At 52.6% G+C, this 19,309-nt stretch carries 13 protein-coding genes; 6 read left to right on the plus strand and 7 right to left on the minus strand.

Annotation, left to right across the window (positions count from 1 at the left end):
- Positions 1-99: 99 nt before the first annotated feature.
- From H6507_02720 to H6507_02735, 4 genes are read left to right on the plus strand one after another with little or no spacing between them, the layout of a single operon-like run.
- On the plus strand, positions 100-1,359 hold the full coding sequence (locus H6507_02720) for a Glu/Leu/Phe/Val dehydrogenase (GenBank protein MCB9368015.1): 1,260 nt from the start codon (positions 100-102) through the stop codon (positions 1,357-1,359).
- Between the two features lie 2 nt (positions 1,360-1,361).
- Entirely contained in the window at positions 1,362-2,039 is a 678-nt protein-coding gene (locus H6507_02725) for a thiamine diphosphokinase (GenBank protein MCB9368016.1), read from the plus strand.
- Positions 2,036-4,873, plus strand: a complete 2,838-nt coding sequence (locus H6507_02730; protein ID MCB9368017.1) for a HEAT repeat domain-containing protein — start codon at positions 2,036-2,038, stop codon at positions 4,871-4,873. Before H6507_02725 ends, H6507_02730 begins: the two co-directional genes overlap by 4 nt.
- 9 nt (positions 4,874-4,882) lie before the next feature.
- Complete coding sequence (locus tag H6507_02735) at positions 4,883-5,947, plus strand: M42 family metallopeptidase (GenBank protein ID MCB9368018.1); 1,065 nt, start codon at positions 4,883-4,885, stop codon at positions 5,945-5,947.
- On the opposite strand, the gene H6507_02740 is transcribed toward H6507_02735, so the two are convergent.
- Positions 5,944-7,437 (minus strand): T9SS type A sorting domain-containing protein, encoded by a 1,494-nt coding sequence (locus H6507_02740; GenBank protein MCB9368019.1) that lies wholly within the window; start codon positions 7,435-7,437, stop codon positions 5,944-5,946. The genes H6507_02735 and H6507_02740 overlap by 4 nt on opposite strands.
- On the opposite strand from H6507_02740, the gene H6507_02745 reads away from it, so the two are divergent.
- Entirely contained in the window at positions 7,438-8,187 is a 750-nt protein-coding gene (locus H6507_02745; protein ID MCB9368020.1) for an SDR family oxidoreductase, read from the plus strand. It abuts the gene before it with no gap.
- A gap of 315 nt (positions 8,188-8,502) precedes the next feature.
- Positions 8,503-13,485: a carboxypeptidase regulatory-like domain-containing protein gene (locus H6507_02750; GenBank protein MCB9368021.1), complete on the plus strand. Its 4,983-nt coding sequence runs from the start codon at positions 8,503-8,505 to the stop codon at positions 13,483-13,485.
- A gap of 73 nt (positions 13,486-13,558) precedes the next feature.
- On the opposite strand, the gene H6507_02755 is transcribed toward H6507_02750, so the two are convergent.
- Genes H6507_02755 through H6507_02780 form a run of 6 tightly spaced genes read right to left on the minus strand, consistent with a single transcriptional unit; the run spans position 13,559 to position 19,309 of the window.
- Entirely contained in the window at positions 13,559-14,248 is a 690-nt protein-coding gene (locus tag H6507_02755; GenBank protein ID MCB9368022.1) for a zinc metallopeptidase, read from the minus strand.
- Positions 14,249-14,273: 25 nt separating this feature from the next.
- A complete protein-coding gene (locus tag H6507_02760; protein ID MCB9368023.1) occupies positions 14,274-15,197 on the minus strand; it encodes a methionyl-tRNA formyltransferase in 924 nt (307 codons plus the stop codon).
- Between the two features lie 4 nt (positions 15,198-15,201).
- Positions 15,202-15,747: a peptide deformylase gene (gene def / locus H6507_02765; GenBank protein MCB9368024.1), complete on the minus strand. Its 546-nt coding sequence runs from the start codon at positions 15,745-15,747 to the stop codon at positions 15,202-15,204.
- Between the two features lie 17 nt (positions 15,748-15,764).
- The gene (gene yajC, locus H6507_02770; GenBank protein MCB9368025.1) at positions 15,765-16,079 is read right to left on the minus strand and encodes a preprotein translocase subunit YajC; all 315 of its coding nucleotides are present in this window, start codon (positions 16,077-16,079) and stop codon (positions 15,765-15,767) included.
- A gap of 36 nt (positions 16,080-16,115) precedes the next feature.
- Complete coding sequence (gene tgt / locus H6507_02775; GenBank protein ID MCB9368026.1) at positions 16,116-17,237, minus strand: tRNA guanosine(34) transglycosylase Tgt; 1,122 nt, start codon at positions 17,235-17,237, stop codon at positions 16,116-16,118.
- 17 nt (positions 17,238-17,254) lie between these two features.
- On the minus strand, positions 17,255-19,309 hold the full coding sequence (locus H6507_02780; protein ID MCB9368027.1) for a thioredoxin domain-containing protein: 2,055 nt from the start codon (positions 19,307-19,309) through the stop codon (positions 17,255-17,257).

The raw sequence follows: 19,309 nt of genomic DNA on the forward strand, positions 1-19,309 counted from the left end.
AAAAAGGCAACAAAGCCGGGCCGCACCGTAATGGTAGGTTCGGGTATGATGGGTACCGGACTGGATGCAGCAGAAGCCTTTAGCCCCCGTACCGAGGGTTTGCAACCGACGACTGCATTTGAAAATGCTATGAAGCAGTTTGACCAGGCTGCCGCATTGCTCAAGCTGACCGCAAGCCAAACCGCCATGATTAAGCAGCCGCGAAAGTGCGTGGAAGTGACATTGCCGATCCGCATGGACGACGGCACAATTCAGACTTTCACTGGATATCGTGTGCAGCACAATATCGCGCGCGGACCGGCCAAGGGCGGCGTGCGTTACCATCCGGACGTCAATCTTGATGAAGTCAAGGCGCTTGCTTTCTGGATGACTTTCAAATGTGCTGTCGCGAATATTCCGATGGGCGGCGGTAAGGGCGGCATCATCGTGGACCCGAAAAAACTTTCTTTGGGTGAATTGGAACGACTCTCGCGTCGCTATTTCTCCGAGCTTGAAGACATGTTCGGCCCCGACCGCGACGTTCCCGCTCCGGACGTGAACACGAATCCTCAGGTCATGGCATGGTTCATGGATACTTACTCCATGCACAAGCGTGACACTCTGCCCGCCGTTGTGACCGGCAAGCCGATTGAAATCGGAGGCAGCCGCGGTCGTGTTTTGGCCACAGCCATGGGATTGCTCTTCGCGGTTCGCCGCGCCATTGCAGCGCACGGAGAGAAGATGGAAGGCCAGACGGTTGCCGTTCAAGGTTTTGGCAACGTCGGCGGCAATGCCGCATGGCTTTTGCACAAAGACGGATGTAAAATCATCGCGATTTCTGATCAATACGGTGCCTACCACAATCCGGACGGGATTGATGTTTCAGCGGCCATGAAGTATTCGGAGCAGCATGGCGGACTCAAGAAGTTTGAATCCTCCAAGCTCGCCAAGAAGATGGAAAATCCGGCCGATTTGCTCGAACTAAAAGTCGACATCCTTGCTCCATGTGCGTTGGAACTGGTCATCACCGGCAAGAACGCAAACAAGATCAAGGCTCGTTATGTTGCAGAAGGCGCAAATGGACCGCTCGATGCACATGCAGATGATGTCTTGAACAAAAAGGGTATCTTCGTGATCCCCGATATTCTCTGTAACGCTGGCGGCGTAATTGTCAGTTACTTTGAATGGGTGCAAAACCGCATGGGCTACTACTGGCCGGTTGAGCGAGTGGATCAGGAGCTTGAAATTGCGATGAACACCGCATTTGATTCAGTGTACGACACGTATTTGAAGTATAACTGTTCAATGCGTGTTGCGGCCTTCGTACTCTCAATTAGCCGCGTGTCACACGCGTCCGAAATGCGCGGTTTGTACGCCTAATTGTGAGCAAAACGGAGCGAATCGGAACTCTGTTACCTTCCGAGTTCGACGCGCTGATTGTCGCTAACGGCAGCCTGCCGAACAGGGAACTTCTCCTTCAAGCGGTGGGCCGGAGTCGGCACATTGTTGCTGTCGATGGTGGAATCCGCCACCTACGTGGAATAAACATTCCGCCTGACATCGTTATTGGTGATCTCGATAGTGCCGCACATGAAGACATCACGTGGGCTCGCCGCCGGCGAGCCCACGTTCTTTTTCGGGAGAGTCAGGAGTCGTCGGACATTGACAAAGTGCTCGCACTATGCAAGCAACGGAAGTGGCGGACCGTCGCAGTCGCGGCAATTGAAGGCAGCAGGCCGGATCATTTCCTTTATGGCATCAGCAAGGTCATCTCGACTCCGGGACTGACGACGACATTTCTCTTTCGCCGTGCCGTTGGACTGACGATGAAGGGCCGGTCTTCACGGGAAGTCGTGCTGCGAAAAAACTCCGTCTTCTCTTGGATCGCGATGGATAGCGCGACTGGAGTTACCTTAACCGGGGCAAAATGGCCGTTGCGCAATGCCGCACTTAGTGTCGATGCACGACAAAGCTTGTCGAATACGTCGCTTGGCGGCGTCGTTTCCTTTTCACAGCGCTCGGGAAAATCCCTGATCATCATTCCTATTGGCAAAGTATGAAAATCCTGTTTACGTATGTTACATTGGTCATCGTTTCGGTATTCGCATCGCATGCGGTGGCCGCGGAACCCGGCAAACTTATCGAAGACGCTTTAGGACGGTTTGGCTTGACGTCGTCGGCCTTCGAATCCGACCGAATTTGGGCGGAAGACGATACATTCTTGCTGGATGAGATCAGATTTGCTCTCAGGTCACCGCTGAACGCGCGAGAGGTAGCTTTTCAAGCGGCAGGGTACGCTCCCAAAACTCTGGACGAGCTAACCAATTTCCCTAAGATTGCCGCTCTCCTTAATGTGAATCTGCCGGACGCAGTTTATGCGGACATCGATTCGCAATTGTCTAATTCGCCGAAGGGAAATCCGCTCGAACCTTTGCAAAGCGCACTTTCGCTTGCTGAAGGGTATCGCAAACAAGCGTTCGATTCTTTGTCGCCAGATCAGAGACAAGCGTTGCTGCTGTCTATTCCCCTATGGTTCGAAGATGAAGATACGCCCGCGGACGACAGTCTGAAAGGTTCGCTTTATCGCGCGTTCGGGATCGAAGCGGACACGAGTCAAGACGTAACAAGTGACAGCGTGTTGACGCTGCTCGCTCGGGTGAATCGCAATGCTCTTGCAGCAGCAGGATATGCGTTTTTACGAGGAGTAGCCGAGATGGCGGCGCATGAACCAGAATTTCCCGTTCCGACACCAAAGAAAGGGAAGGGAGAGCCGCCTGTCTCCGGGGTAGAAGGAGAAGTGCTGTTTTATCAGGACTCTCCGCTTGGGCGTATTGTTGTCGGCGGCAAGGGGCCCAATCGCTTTACGGAAGAGTTTGCGGTGATCATTGATTTGGGAGGAGATGACAAGTACGTAGCGCGCTGTGCGTCCGCCGTTGGCGGCATCAGACGTTCGACATCCGTTGTCATCGACTACGGAGGAGATGATTTTTACGCTCCCGCAGGTTGGCTTTCGCAGTCTTGTGCCATCCTCGGATTGTCCGCTTTGGTAGATCTTGCCGGCGATGACACATATCGCGCCGGAGCGTTTTCGCAGTCCGCCGCGTTTTGCGGAGTTTCGTTATTGTGGGACGCTTCGGGTGATGATCTATACACAGCGAGTTGGTTTACACAGGCCGCTGCGGTCTGTGGAGTCGCGTTGTTCACGGATGGACAGGGGCGCGACTTGTATGACGGCGCCGGTTACGGGCAAGCGTTCGCATCTACTTTCGGATTTGCGGCGCTGAACGACCTGGAGGGCAACGACGTCTATCGCTCAGGCGGATTGGTCAAACACGAACCGCTAAGACCTGAAGACTATCGATCTTTGTCTCAGGGTTTTGCAACCGGCGCCCGTCCCCGTGGTGGCGGCGGATATGCGATACTTCATGATTTTGGAGGCAACGATTTTTATGACGCTGAGATATTCGCGCAAGGCGTCGGATATTGGTATTCGCTTGGCGCATTAATCGACGAAGCCGGAAATGACAGCTACAGCGCTACACAATATGCGCAAGGCTCCGGAATCCACTTGGCGTGCGGAGTGCTTGAGGACGCCAGCGGCGACGACCGCTACACGGCACGTTTCGGCCCCAGCCAAGGCGCGGCACATGATCTGGCAGTTGGAATGCTTTGTGACGGCTCCGGCGACGACTATTATACGGTATCAGGCGGGCAAGGAATGGCGATCACAAACAGCGCGGCCATATTCGTGGATATGCAAGGCAACGATTTGTATGCGAACACAGAACCAACCGCGTCATTGGGCGGAACGCGTCCGGCACGGAGTTTTGGCAATCTCGCACTTTTCGTTGACGGTGAAGGAAAGGATATTTATCCGGGCAGCGAGGCTGCCGACTCATCAGTCTGGTTCCGCGACGAGTACGGATACGGTGTTGACATTGCTTTTGACAGCACGCGACCGCGAGAAACTCTAGTAGAAGTCGTGTTGGTCCCAGAAGATACGACACGCTCTTTGGAGGACTTGTTCAAAGACGCGTCCGAATGGGAAGTCACGGACAATAGAACGAAAGTCAGACGCGCGAGATTGGCTTTGAAAGCTATCGGAAAGCGCGCGGTCGATTGGGTAGGGGAAAACAAACTCGCAACGAACAGTGGACTTGAGCGCCGCGCGATCGTCGAATTATTCAAAGAGTATCCGTCGGACGCGCTGCCGTACTTAAGAACGATGTTTGAAGGTTCAAATCCGGACGGTCGGCGAACAGCCGCTTCGACTGTCGCAGAGATGAAAGCGACAGAAGCCGCGAGCTGGCTTGAAGCGAAACTCGAAGATCCCTCTTACGAAAATCTGCGTCCGACAATCCTTCGTACGTTTGGTGAGATTAACGCAGTGGGTACTATCCCCACATTGCGGAAGTACGCGGCGAGCAAATCTGAACGGGAACGCCTTGCTGCTGTGGTTTCATTGGGGAAAATGAAAAGCGCGGACGGCTATCCCGAGCTCTTCGGTGCCTTAAGCGACAGTCTGTTTACGGTGCGCAGCGCCGCAGTCTACGCGCTTGCGGATCAACCGCCGCAAGTGATTGCCGAAATGCAGAATTCTGCAGCAGGCAACAGAGACCCTGCATTTGTCGAACAGATACTCTTAACGCTTCCGATGCTCGCGGACAAATGGAAATCGGATCCGGCCACCGAATCATCCGTGAAATCTATTGCTCCGATAACCAAAATGTATTTGGAGTTTCCCGACCCTCGAGTGCAGGGCGCTGCATTGCTCGCGGCGGCCGCTGCTTTCGACGACAAGTCATTCGACAAACTCAGAAAACGATTCGGCGAGTCCGACAATCCCATTCTGTTAGCGCGTTGGAAGCAAGCCGAAGCGCGACGCAAGAAATAGGAACAAATTATGTCAAAAAACTTCTACGTTGATTTGCTGCGCGAATTGTCAGATGCGTTCGGGCCGTCCGGCCATGAAGACGACGTTCGCGCCTTGATTCGGAAAACAATTGGTCCGTGGGTGTCCGATATTCGCGAAGACGCGTTGGGCAATTTGATTGCATTCAGGCCCGGTAAGAACGGAAAACGATTGATGCTCGATGCGCACACGGATGAGATCGGAATTATGGTGCGCCACATAGACTCTCGCGGCTTTTTGCGATTCGCGACCATCGGTGGCTGGGACGACCGCATGTTTCCGGGGCACCGAGTTATGTTCAAATCGCGCGCGGGGAATTTCTATTACGGCGTGATCGGAATGACTCCGCCGCACGTCTTGCCTCCGGCACAGCGTGAAAAGGCCATTCTTGCCGAAGACTACTTCATTGACATCGGCGCAGACTCCCTTGAAGAAGCGGAAGCGCTCGGTGCCGCCATTGGCGATCCTGGCACATTGGCCTATCCTTTTCGAGAAATGAAAAAGGATGTCTTCAATGGCAAGGCGTTTGATGACCGCGTGGGATGTCTGACAGTAATTTCTCTTCTGAAGGCACTCCATGAAGGCGAGACCAAGACGGAAATGGACGTGTATGCAAACTTTGCCACGAGCGAGGAAGTCGGGTTGCGCGGAGCAGGTCCGGCGGCATTCGGGATTGACCCGCACGTGGCCATAGCATTTGAAGGTACAATTGGATCGGATTTTCCGGGAGTTCCGGAAGAAAAACGGCCCTGCGCACAACGCAAAGGGCCGGTGATTACGATTGCCGATAAGTCGGTTCTCGTGCCGCGCCGCATGGTCAATTTGATGACTGAATGTGCGCAGCAGACAGGAGTTCCGTATCAATACAAAATGCCGCTCTATGGCGGCACAAATGCTGGTTCGATTCACACGACGCGCGCCGGAATCCTGTCGGGATGTATCGCAACTCCTTGTCGCTACATTCACTCACCGAATACGACGTTGTACTGGCCGGACTTTGAGAACACTCTCAAACTCGCCAAGCGTGTCGTCGAGCGTGCTCACGAACTCGCTTAACGTATCAGCACGACTTTGACCGGCGCGCTGTTTGGTGTTCTCAGCCAATACGAACCGCTGGGCAAATCGCCGAGCGAAAGGCGAACTGTGTTTTGCGAAGGCAACAGATCCACGTGCAATCGTGACATTGAGCGCCCCAAAACGTCAAACACTTCAACAACCGATTGTCGTGAGTCGTAACTGTCAATCAAAAGTGTCATGTCATTGTTAAACGGATTGGGAAAAGCTCGCACGATTTCAATTCGGTTTGGCACACCGACATTTGTGGTATCGAAAGTCAGCACGAATGTCTCACTTTGTTCGAGAAGAATGGTAAGCGAACCGCTATTTGAGACGCGGTACGCCGGACTGCCATTCTTCAACACGAGCAAATTCGGCGGCAAGTCAGCGAGTGTAACGACTGCAGTGGGATTCTCGGGGGACGAAATCGACCAGTCGCAAAAGAGTCTGTCGAGCGTGGTCCACGGAAAGACAAAGTGAACCGTGAGTTCGCGGACATTTCGCAGCAGTGATATGTCCAGACGTTTGTCTGCAGCGCTCTTTCGAATATCCCAACGTGCAAACGTATAGGGTGAATCGCCCACGACGACGTCGCAGAAAAAGTATCTACCGTCTTCATCCGCCGCAAGCGAAAGTGTGTCAGGAAATCTGTTTGCGGCGAAATGCGACAGCCAGTCGCAAACTGCGGGCGAGTACATAGCACGGAAACCGTGTCCTACCCAGCTTGCCACCGCGAAACGAGACTCGGCGCCGCTCCTCCGAAGCTCTTCATATTCCAAGGCGGGATATCCGTAAGCGTCCCACTCCCACTGTTCTTCGCTCCAGTTACTCCACACCGGAACGGTCAGGCAGTTGAAGTGCATGGATTCGAGAGTATCCGCCAAGTGAACCGCGCTGTACCGATGATATTCGTAGGCGATAGAATCCGATTCAAACGGAAATCCCCCAAAGGCGACACGCATCGAGCGGTTCGTATCAGCGCTTGCAAGGTATTGCTCTTGTCGTAGTTGGCAATCCAAGATTTGCGATCCGCCTGCGGTAGCTGCGATCAAATAGTCGTCATAGGCACAGTTATTGTTGTGCCAAACCTGCCCCGCGGCCCCGCCCATGCTTCCGCCGCACATATAGATGGAATCCAGCGAAAACGGAAAGTGATCGGTGAGCCAATCGAGCATCGCGCGACAATGTAACTGAGCGAGTCTCGTGTTCCAATGGCGGTCATTCGGTCCCATGTGGCTGGCGAGTATCCAGCCTCGTTGTTCACATATTTCGGCATATCCCCATCCAAAAATCTCCGTTTGAGATCCGCCTAACGCGTGCCATCCCACGATAATCGCCGGAGGATGTTCACGGTCGTATCCGGAAGGGATTTGAACGCGAAAAAGTGCGGTATCGCCAAATGCAGTGACGGTGGTCGTCTCAAACAACTGTTGTGCCTGCAGCGGTACTGCATACACTATCCACAAAATTAGGATCACACATTTCAGCATATGAACTCTGAGTTGCAAGGCAAAGTAGCCCTTATTACCGGCGCAAGTCGGGGAATCGGTCGCGCCATTGCGCTAAAGTTCGCGCAGGCTGGAGCGGATGTTATCGTAAATTACCTCGAACGCGAAGACAGCGCGACGGAAGTTGTTGAATGGATCCAAGGCATGGGACGCAAAGCGGTTGCGATTCGAGCGGATGTATCGTCTGAACTTGGCGTCGAAATGCTTTTTTCACAGATTCCTCCGGAATTCAGCCGCCTCGATATCCTCGTGAACAACGCAGGTCCATTCAAGGTGAAACCGGCGTTGGAAACGACGACTGAAGAATGGGACTTGATGCTGCGCGGCAATTTGTTGAGTGCATTTTGGGTAACTCAGCGCGCGGTTCCCAAGATTCTCGTATCCGAGAATGGCGGATCAATTGTTTTCATCGGCGCACCCAATGCGGAGCGCGTCGGTTCACAAGTCGTTTCCTGTGCATATTCGATTGCCAAGACAGGAGTCGTGATCCTCGCCCAGACCTTGGCACGCGATCTTGGCCCCAAAAAGATTCGAGTCAATGTCGTCAATCCGGGTTTTATCGAAAATGACTCAATGACGCCTCGCATGAAGCAATGGATGCCTTCCGAAGTCCCGTTGGGCGAAATTGGTCAGCCGGGAGACATCGCGGATGCTGTTTTGTACTTAGCATCCGACCGTGCAGCCTATGTAAACGGCTCGGTTCTCAATGTTCACGGTGGACTTTGGACTTAGCTTTTTCAATATAGGGCCTCCAATACCAAATACCAAGTCGGCATAGCAGGTGCAATAGCACAATCTCTGTCCACGTCGCAGCTTAAAATGTGATAATTTAACATAAATGAAAACAAAACTTTAAATCATAATTGTTTTCAATGAGATTGACAAGATTGTTAGAAGTGTGCGCAAAGCGCGCATTTTTTGCGTTATAGCACTTTATCATGAGTTTGAAAAATTTCTGACCTCGCAATTGAAAAGCAGATATTTTCAGTCTATTTTGACCTACGTCCTTTCCCAATTCAGAACCCCTGACCCGCAATGGAGGTCTGTATGATCCGCACCACAGCACGGTTTGCTTTGTTTATGTGTTTGCTGTCCATCTCGCTGCCGCTCGCTTTCTCGGCCACGGAAGGATCGCCGTATCTTCACATTGAAAGCGATGCTCCTGAATTTACGGAAATCAGATGGGAGAACCCCGTCTATGACGTACAGTCAATTGAAGCCGACGGCGAAGTTCTTTCGCTCGTCGATGTGACTGGTGAAGGGTTGATAGCTGAAGAGGGATATCCGGCGATTCCTCATGTGACAAGGCTTTACCGGATTCCCAACACCGGATCAGTCGAGCTCGTGATCAATTCCGCGGAATATCGAACGGAAGAGAACTACTTCCCGGTGCCTGCGATCAACGAAGAATACAAAGGGTGGGGAAGACCTCCACGCGCGTCGGAAATTTACGATGCAAATGAATGGTATCCTCCGGTTGTCGCGGAAATTAGCGAACCAAAGGTCTTGCGTGATTTTAGAATCGTGAAAGTCACTCTATACCCGATGCAAGTTAATCCGGTGACTCGCGAAGCTCGTTTTTACGACAACATAGACGTGGATATTGTCGCCAACAATAGTCCGGGAGTCAATGAGATTCCAAACCCGCGCCGACCGAGCGGAGAATGGGCACCGCTTTATCGCGGGTTCATTTCGAATCTTGACGAGAGTGCGTTAGATGACGTGGACTACACTCCCGGTAGTTATGCGATTATTTGTCGCGACAATACGGCCGCGCTGCAATGGGCGGATTCTCTTGCAAATTGGCGTCGACGCATGGGATTTTCGGTTGTCATCGAAGCTCGCAATAACTGGACGTCCGCAACCCTTCGCAGCTATTTGCAGCAAGCCTACACAAATTGGGACCCGCCTCTCGAATATGCCTGTATTATGGGCGACCATACGGGAGGATCTTTTGACATCCCCTCGCAAATTTCAGGAGACCAGTGGTCGGATGACTACGATCACTACTACGCTGATTTGGTCGGCGAGGACGATTTTGAAGAAATTGGCGTCGGTAGACTTTCGTCTCAAAGTACGACCGATTTTGCGCTGATCAACAACAAGATTATGACCTACGAACGGACGCCTTACATGGACGATCCGTCGTGGTTTACGCGTGCATTCTTATATGCCGGAACAGCAAACAACGTCAGCTCGAACGAAATTCTAATGTTGTGGGCCGCCGACATGTTTCGCAGCTACACGGGAATTACCAATCCGCAGGTTTCGACGCACAATGGAAATGTCAGTACTCAATTGATTGGTAGCCGCCTGACTGAAGGCGTGAGTGTATTCTTGTGGCGCGGAACCGTGGTTGGCGAAATGAACAACAACGCCGCATCGTCCATGAGTTCTACACCGATGCTGCCGGTTGTGCTTACAATTACATGCGGTTCAGGGGATTTTGACGACAGTGACGGATTGAACGAATCGTGGCTGCTTGCCGGCACGGCAACAGCGCCCAAAGGTGGAATTTGCGGAATCGGCACAGCGACGTGGAACACTCACGTCCCCTACAATAACAGTGTCGCGGGCGGTCTCGCCTATGCCATTGCCAATCTCGAAGTGCGTCACTTGGGAACCGCGTTGGCTGCGGCAAAAACGGAGCTTTTGCGTTCTTTCCCGGGGAACAGTACGGGTGCGCGGTTTGCGGCATGGAACAACCTGATGGGCGATCCGGGAATTTCAATGTGGACCGATGTTCCCGTCGTGATGAATGTCACGTATCCGACAACCGTTAATGTCGGAACTCGCCGAGTCCGTCCCCAAGTGGTTGATGCCAATTCCGGTGATCCCATTGCCGAAGCACTTGTCGTTCTTGTCAAGGATGGTGAGACCTTTGTCAAAGGATTCACGGATGCAGGTGGATTTGTGGACATGCCTGTAATGGTTGACTCGCCCGGAACAATGACCATTACCGTGTCCAAGCGAAACCACAAGCCGTTCCTCGCGGACATTAGTTGTGTATCTGCAGCCGAAATGGTCACAGTGTTGAACTATTCGACGGATGACGACAACAGTGGCGGAACGCAAGGCAACGGAGATCAGCAGTTGAACCCCGGCGAGATTGCAGACTTGTCCGTAACACTCAAGAATTTCGGTTCTTCGACGACTTCGAATAATATCACCGCAACCATGACGTGCGATAATCCCGACGTTACGGTCCTGCAGGGTAGTTCGACCTATCAATCCCTCGCTCCCGGACAACAAGCAGCAGGCAATTCAGCGTTCCGCATTCAACTTGCGCAATCCATGAGGCATCTTGAAACTGCGAAACTGACATTTGAGGTGAGCTCATCGACGGGCACAGCCTTTAGTACCGTTGAACTGACCGTCCAAGCAGGAAGCGGTGTATACGTTTCGTCTCAAATTTCCGGCGGCAACGGCAACAATCGTCTTGATCCGGGCGAAATCGTAGATTTTCGTGTAACGGTACGGAACGAAGGCGGCGTTGCAATGAATGATGTCTCCGCGAGTTTGATTTCAAAGTTCAGCCTCCTAACCATCATGGACGGAACTGGAAGTTTCGGAAATATTGCAGTCGGAGGAACAGCCACCAGCGGTTCAGGGGACTTCCAATTGCGTGCAAACTCGGTGACCTACCCTGGAAGCATGGCAAACCTTGTGCTTGTACTCTCGACGCCGCAAGGATTTGTGGATTCAGTCGGTTTTTCATTGCCCATCGGAGTTGCATCTACTACCGATCCTACTGGACCGGATCCATACGGGTACGTCGCCTACGACAACATCGACACCGAATACGAGTGGAGCCGTCCTTACGACTGGGTGGACATTTCATCCAGCGGGACACGCCTAAACCGGGCCAGTGCCGATCCGGGTGAACAGTCTCCCGGCGGCCAAACCAACACTGACGCGATTCAATTGCCTTTCGAATTTACGTTTTACGGTGAAACCTATGATTCGCTGACGATTTGTTCCAATGGTTGGGCCGCGTTCGGTGATCAAGATCATCTCGACGTCTTCCGCAACTATCCGATACCGGGTCAACAAGCTCCCGAGGCGTTGCTCGCGGTCTTCTGGGACGATTTGAAAACCAGTAGCAGCGGCGACGGGGTTTGGTACCTCTATGACGAAGAATTCCATCGGCTCATCGTAGAATGGAACGCCGTGGGTGCGCATGCCACTACCACGACGCTTGATTTCCAACTGATTCTGCTTGATCCCGAATACTATCCGACTGAAGACGGCAATGGAATCATAGTATATCAGTACAATCAGGCCCGAAGCGTTAGCCAGGATATTAACGAAGCGCCCGGCGAGACCATCGGAATTCAAGCTCCTCGGTCACTGATGGGGCTGCAGTACCGCTTTGCTTTGGTGAACTCAGCGGGCGCGGTAGGTGTCGGAAACACCCGGTCAATTACAATTACCACGGACAAGCGTTCAGCAACGGGTATCATCACTGGTGTAATCACGGATCACGCAACGGGCGAGCCGCTCGAAGGCGTCGTAGTTTCATTGGATGGCGAGGAAGATCAAGGCGTGACCTCCTCAACCGGCGAATACACGATCGTCGATGTTCAGATCGGTACCTATACGGTGCGGGCTTCAAGATTCGGATATAATGACGGCGTGACCGCTGATTTTGTGGTCGAGACCGACAGCACTGAAGTGGCAAGTTTTAGTTTAACTCATCCGGAAATTGCGCTTTCCGCGAACAGTCTGATTTTCAATATTCCCGGTGATCCTGCCGAGCAAACGTTGGATATTCAAAATGACGGGAACGGGCCGCTTGACTTCAGAATTACTTCTGAATATCAAGCTTTGGACGATGAACACGGTAAATGGTCGACTGTCGCTCGAAATAACGTTTCGGAAGAAACCGGAGACTCGCAAATCATGGGCTGCGCATTTGACGGCCATCGTTGGGTTGTCAGTGGCGGCAACGGCCCCACGGGCGCGAATCATTTCTACTACTACGATTTGAACGGCAACTATATTGGATCGGCAGAACAGCCCACGTCAACCCAGTTTGGCTACTATGACCTTGCATTTGACGGACAGTACATCTATGGCGGAACGGACGGACTTCAGGGAATTCAGGGTGTCAACTACTCTGGCGAACTTCGAACCACAATTCCAGTATCACAAGTCAGTCCGGCTCGCTGCATAGCATATGATCCGGCGCTGGATCGATTCTGGGTTTCGGACTATAGCACGGATATTTTCTGTATCGACCGCGACGGCAACGAAATTCTCCGCTTTTCGGACAATCTTGATAAGACCGGACTTGCTTGGTATGCGGACGATCCGGACGGCTACAAACTGTACGTTTTCCATTTGACCTCCGGAACCGGCGGTACCCAAATCAGCAAGATCCATCCCGCGACCGGCGCAGTCCTGCCAGCCACGGTCTTTTCCCAACAAGCGGGTGATCGTGCGGGCGGATGCGACATTACGTCAGATTGGAATAGCATGCTCACCGTGTTTGGTGGAGTGTTTCAGAATCCACAGGGCGACCGTTTGGAGATGCACCAAATGAAGTTCCACACCGAGTGGCTTGGAGTGACGCCATTGAATTCATCCGTGCTTCCCCAAAGTTCACGCGACGTCTCAGTTACCGTGGATGCGACGAACTTACGCGACTTGACATACCACGTTAACCTGTTCGTGCACAACAACTCGACGGACAGTCTGATTGTTGTGCCGTTAGCTCTGACGCGAACGCTTGCGGCTGATCCGCCTGCTCCAGCCGTCCCACTTGAGTTTACTTTGTATCAGAATTATCCCAATCCGTTCAACCCGTCGACGCAGATAAAGTTCGACCTGATTGAAGCCGGACTAACTTCACTGAGAATTTTCAATGTTCTCGGTCAAGAGGTGTCCGCTCCAATCAACGCCGAAATGATGACGCCGGGACAGCATTTGATCAACATCGATATGAATGGCCTGCCGTCTGGCGTTTATTTGTATAGAATAGAAAGCGGCAGTTTCGCGGAAACGAAGAAAATGGTTCTGATGAAATAGCTGGATCGACAGCAGACAAAAAAAGCGCGGACTCGTGTGAGTCCGCGCTTTTCTTTTGTGTAATACTGGATTCTTAGTCCCGACTTCCGCGCAAAATGATTAGCCGCAGCATTTGCAACAGCGACATTGTGGCCGCAGCGACATACGTCCAAGCGGCGGCGTTCAAGACTTTCTTCGCTCCTTGTACTTCATCGGGCGCAAGAAACGTCCCGTTGCCGAGGATGGCGATTGCACGGCGGGAAGCGTCAAACTCGACGGGCAGCGTAATCAAGTGAAAAATCACGGCTCCGGCGAAGAACAAAATCCCCAAGTCCATTAGCCAACTAATCGACGGCACGAGCAAGCCGATGAAGAACAACGGCATCGCGGCCATGCTGCCAATATTGGCCGCAGGAACAAGCGACGCACGCAATGACATCGGCGCGTATCCAACTTTGTGCTGAAGGGCATGGCCGACTTCATGCGCGGCTACAGCAAGTGCAGACAGACTCGTTGACCCGTATATCCCCTCAGACAACCTGACCTTGCGGTCGTTGGGATGATAGTGGTCCGTAAGCTGGCCGGCGATGGGTTCAACTTCCACGTCCTGCAGACCGTTTTGGTCGAGAATCCTGCGCGCCACCTGCTGCCCGGTCATGCCCAGCCGTGAACGTACCTCACTGAACTGTTGGTATGTTCCGCGCACCTTGTGCTGTGCCCACATGGCCAGACCAAGCGCAGGCAAAATCAACACCATCGTCCAGTCAAAAAAGAACGGAAACATCTAAGTTTTTGGTCTCCAAATTGAGTTAATCAAATCTGTCAGGAAGAGTGGGACGCCCACGCAAGAACTCTGCAACGGCCATCGCCCGCCTGCCCGCAGGTTTCACTTCATTTAACGAGAGCGGAGTATCCGCTGTTCCAACAAAAATAGAGTCTTGATTTTGTTTGACTTGACCAGGTTGCAAAGTGAGTGTCGAGGTACTTGTTCCGGCCTTTAGAATCTTGATGGAGAACTCTCCGGACTTCGCGACTGCACCGGGTGTGGGGCTGAACGCACGGACTCTGTTCAGTATCTCTGCAGACGGCTTGCTGAAGTCCAAAACGTAATCTGCGGGTTTCAATTTGCCGGCTTTTGTAACCTGTGATTCGTCTTGTTCTATCGGGTGGATTTTCTCGCCCGCCTCCAGGCGGTACAATGTCTCAACAATCATTGCGGCGCCTACATCGGAGAGACGGTCATGCAGCGCACCGAAGTCCTCGTCCGGCAAGATCGGCAAGCGAGTTTGGGCGAGCATACCCCCGCCGTCGATCTCTTCAGTCAATCGAATAATCGTAACACCAGTTTCCGTTTCACCTCGCAGAAGCGTCCACTGAATCGGTGCCGGGCCGCGGCATTTCGGAAGCAGGCTCGGATGAACGTTAAGCGCGCCCCATTTCGGCATGGCAAACAACTCTCGCGGGAGAATTCTGAATGCCACGACAACCAACACGTCTGCTCGCAGCGCAGCAAGCTCGCTTAAGAACTCCGGGTCATCCAAGCGTTCGGGGGACATAACAGTAAGACGATTGTCCACTGCAAATGCCTTTACGGGCATTGGCGCGAGTTTGCGGCCCCGCCCTTGAGGCTGATCCGGACTCGTGACCACGGCTACCACCTCATGCGGGCTTTCCAGCAATGCTCTGAGAGTGGGTAAGGCAAAGTCGGGATTGCCGCAAAAGACAACTCTCAAGTACTTAGGACTCCTGCTGTTCTCTTTCGAGTCGCTTGAGCTTCCCGTTTAGAAGCGCACGCCGGACAGGGGAGAGGTGATCAATAAACAGAATGCCGTTCAAGTGATCGATCTCGTGTTGCAGCACGCGAGCGAGCATTCCTGAGGCCTTAATAGTCTTCCGCTCTCCATTCAGAGTGTGATACTCCACGGTGATTGCTTCCGGCCGCACGACGTGATCGCGCACATCCGGAATCGACAAGCAGCCTTCCTCTATATCCCACGTATCACTTGACTTCTCTACAATTTCAGGATTTGCCACGGCGAGATAGAACATCTCTTCAGAGTCTTCTTCGGGCAGTCCGATTACCAAGAGTCGAATTAGTCGGTCGACTTGCGGCGCGGCGAGTCCTATCCCTTCATACTCTTCCATAGTCGCAAACATTTCGCTGGCAAATTTGCGCAGTTCGTCATCGAACATGGTTATCTCAGTCGCGCGTGTCCGCAACACAGGATTTCCGTAGATCACGACTTCGTGAATTTGCGTCATATCGTCGAATGGCTTTTTCATCTCGTTCTTCGAGCAAATCAGTTTGGCTTGACGGTCACAACCCGGGAAATGGATCCCCGGTCGACCTTAACCTTGACTTCATTGGCCACTTTCAGCCACACCGTGTTTTCTTGCTCATTGATGCCTGCAACATTGCCGTACATCCCGCCGGCTGTGACGACTTCGTCGCCTGTTTTGATTGCGGCCAGCATCGCGGTATGTTGTTTTTGTCTTTTTTGCTGCGGCCGGATCATCAAGAAGTACATCACGACAATGATCAGAACAAACGGCAGCAGTGCGCCAAGCATACTTGGCTGTTGTGCGCCTTCGGCTTGCAATAAAGGAAGAAACATCGGGGTCAACTGAAAAGTAGGCATCTCGCCTCCGTGTTATGAGTCTTTTTGTTCAATTCGCGGCAGCACGCTCTCCATCCAGCCCCGGAAATCTCCGGCCTCGATGTGTTCCCGCATCTGTCGCATCAAATCTTGGTAAAAATGCACATTGTGCAATGAAATCAATCGCAGTGCCAGAAGCTCGTCGCAGACAAACAGATGTCTGAGATACGCCCGGTCAAACGTCTGGCAAGCATAGCACGAGCACGTTTCATCCAGCGGACAAAACGACTGCTTATGCCGCGCCGTTTTGACAATCACTCGCCCGTTCCACGTAAACGCACAGCCGTTGCGCCCGTTCCGTGTCGGAAGTACGCAGTCAAAAAAGTCGATCCCCCACGACACACACCGCAGCAAATCTTCAGGAAAACCCACACCCATCAAATAGCGCGGTTTGTCCTTCGGCAAAAGCTCCGCCACCTGCGGCACAAACTCGTGAAAAATACTCTTTGGTTCCCCGACCGCCATTCCCCCGATTGCATATCCCGGAAAATCCAACTCAATCAGCGCGTCCGCCGACTCCTTCCGCAAATCCATATACGTCGAGCCCTGCACAATCGCCCACAAATTTTGTCGGTGACCATACAAATACGGCTGTTCACGTTCGGCAATCTGCGCGCGCTTCGCCCACTTCGTCGTGAGCTTATTCCATTCATCCGCCTGTCCATGCGAACACGGATAGGGTGGACACAAATCGAGCACCATCATCATATCGCTGCCGATATGCCGCTCGATATTCACCACAGATTCCGGCGTAAATTCGTGATAGCTTCCATCAAGATGCGACTGAAACCGCACGCCGTTCTCATGCACCTTGCGAATGTCCGCCAGCGAAAAAACCTGAAATCCACCCGAGTCGGTAAGAATCGGCCGCTCCCACCGCATAAACTTATGCAGCCCGCCCGCTTCACGTAAAATCTCCAGCCCCGGTCGCAAATACAGATGATAACTATTCGCGAGCATCGCCTGCACATTTGCTTCGAGCAGTTCGCGCGGCGTAATCGTCTTCACAACCCCGAGCGTTCCCACCGGAAAAAAATGTGGCGTCTGAATCTCGCCATGATCCGTAGTAAGCACAGTCCTCCGCGCGCCAGTCCCCGACGGATCAGTCGTCAGCACGCGAAACGGATGCGCAACTATTTCTGCCACGGCTTCTTCATCTTCATGGTCAATGCATACCAATCCGTTGTCGGAAGTTCACAAGTAAAATTCCGGCAATAGTAATAAGTCGGCTTACCAGAGTCGGTGTTCTTGCCTTCAAATAGCGGACGGAGCGGGTGGTCAGTAGGAAGTCGATCAACAAACTGATCATCAATCGAAATCACCTGCCGGTTGTGATTGGGAACTCGGCCTTCTCCTTGTTTGCCCGCCGGACTAACAATAATCACCTGCTCAGGCGGATACAGCAGCCACTCCGCCGTCAACATCGCTTGCGCAAATGCCGTCGGCATCCGTTCAAGGTACGGCATCAATGTGTTGATTTGACTTTCCGCCCGCGCAAAGAATTTCTCTTCACCCGTCAAATAATAGAGCTTAATAAGCAAATTCCCCGCAAGCGAATTCCCCGACGGCATCGCGCTGTCATATAAATCCACCGACCGTACTCCGGCAACGGAGTCTTCGCTCATGTAATAGAGGCCGTCGCCCTTAGCAAACCGCCGCTCAATTTCGTCCGCAAGCTTATACGCATTGTCAAACCACCGCACATCCCCCGTCACGCAAAACAAATCCAAAAGCCCGTTCCCCAGCGCGGCATAATCTGCGAGCAATTGAATCCGGAGCTCCTTGTCACCCAAAAACGAATGTACAAGTTCGCCATCGCGTTCAAACGGAGCTACAAATCGATTTGCTGTCTCTGTCGCTGCCTTAATCATGCCCGTCTGTGACAGCGCAGAAATTATCAGTCCGTTCCAATCACAGAGCGCTTTGTCATCACGCGCGGGTCGATTGCGAGTTTCCCTTGCTCGAAGAAGCTTCGCATTGGCCTCGACATATAGCACATCATCTTCGCTTCCTACTATGAAGGGTTCAGTCTTCAACAAGTTCGGAATCGACGTGCCATTCTCAAAATTGCCTAGTTCCGTAATATCATAGCATCTGCAATATGTCTTACTAAAATCAGGAATTGCATCTGTGATATCTTGCGGAGTCCAAACATAATAGACTCCTTCTTCACCGTCAGAATCCGCATCCAAAGACGAAGCGTACCCGCCTTCATCTAATTTCATTTCTCGATTAAGCCATAGCCCAATCTGTCCCGAAGTAGTCAAAAAAAGAGGACTGACGAGCGTCGCATCCTGATACACTTTGAGCAACAGCGCATTGTCATAGAGCATCTTTTCAAAATGCGGCACGAGCCACTGATCATCCGTAGAGTACCGATGAAACCCGCCGCCAATCTGATCGAAAATTCCTCCGCGAGCCATTTTGTCGAGAGTAAACTCGACCATGTGCTTCACGCTGTCGTCACCCGTCCGCGAATAGTAACGAAGGAGCATCGCAAGCTCCATCGCGTGCGGAAACTTCGGTGCGCGCGAAAATCCACCGTTCACCGGATCGAAATTTCGCTCGGACGCTTTAACCGCGCTGTCCAACAGAGCGGGGGAGAGCTTCGACGTCGCAGGCGGCAATTCAATTTCCGCATGAATCGCATCGTGCATCTGATCGGAAGCGGCAAGCAGCGAATCGCGTTCAGTCTCCCAAGCTTTAGCCAGCGCTTGCAACACATCCATAAATCCCGGTCGCCCGTAACGCGCTTCCGGCGCCCAATACGTACCGCCGTAAAACGGTTTGCGATCCGGCATCAAAAACACCGACATCGGCCAACCACCCGAACCCGTCATCCGCTGCACAGCCTGCATATAGTGATGATCGACATCAGGCCGCTCTTCGCGATCCACTTTTATGGAAACAAAATGCCCGTTCAAGAATTCCGCAATTTCTTCATTCTCGAACGATTCATGCTCCATCACATGACACCAATGACACGCCGCATAACCCACGGAGAGAAAAACGGGTTTATTCTCCGCGCGCGCCTTTTCAAACGCCGCATCGCCCCACGGCATCCAATCTACGGGATTGTGCGCGTGTTGCAAAAGATAGGGACTGGCTTCGTGAATTAAGGCGTTCGTGTGCACGGAAGAATTGGAACAAGCGGAAGCCAGAAGCAGAAGGACAAGCGAAAAACGCAT

The sequence above is a fragment of the Calditrichota bacterium genome (assembly GCA_020637445.1).
Taxonomy (GTDB): Bacteria; Electryoneota; RPQS01; order RPQS01; family RPQS01; genus JABWCQ01.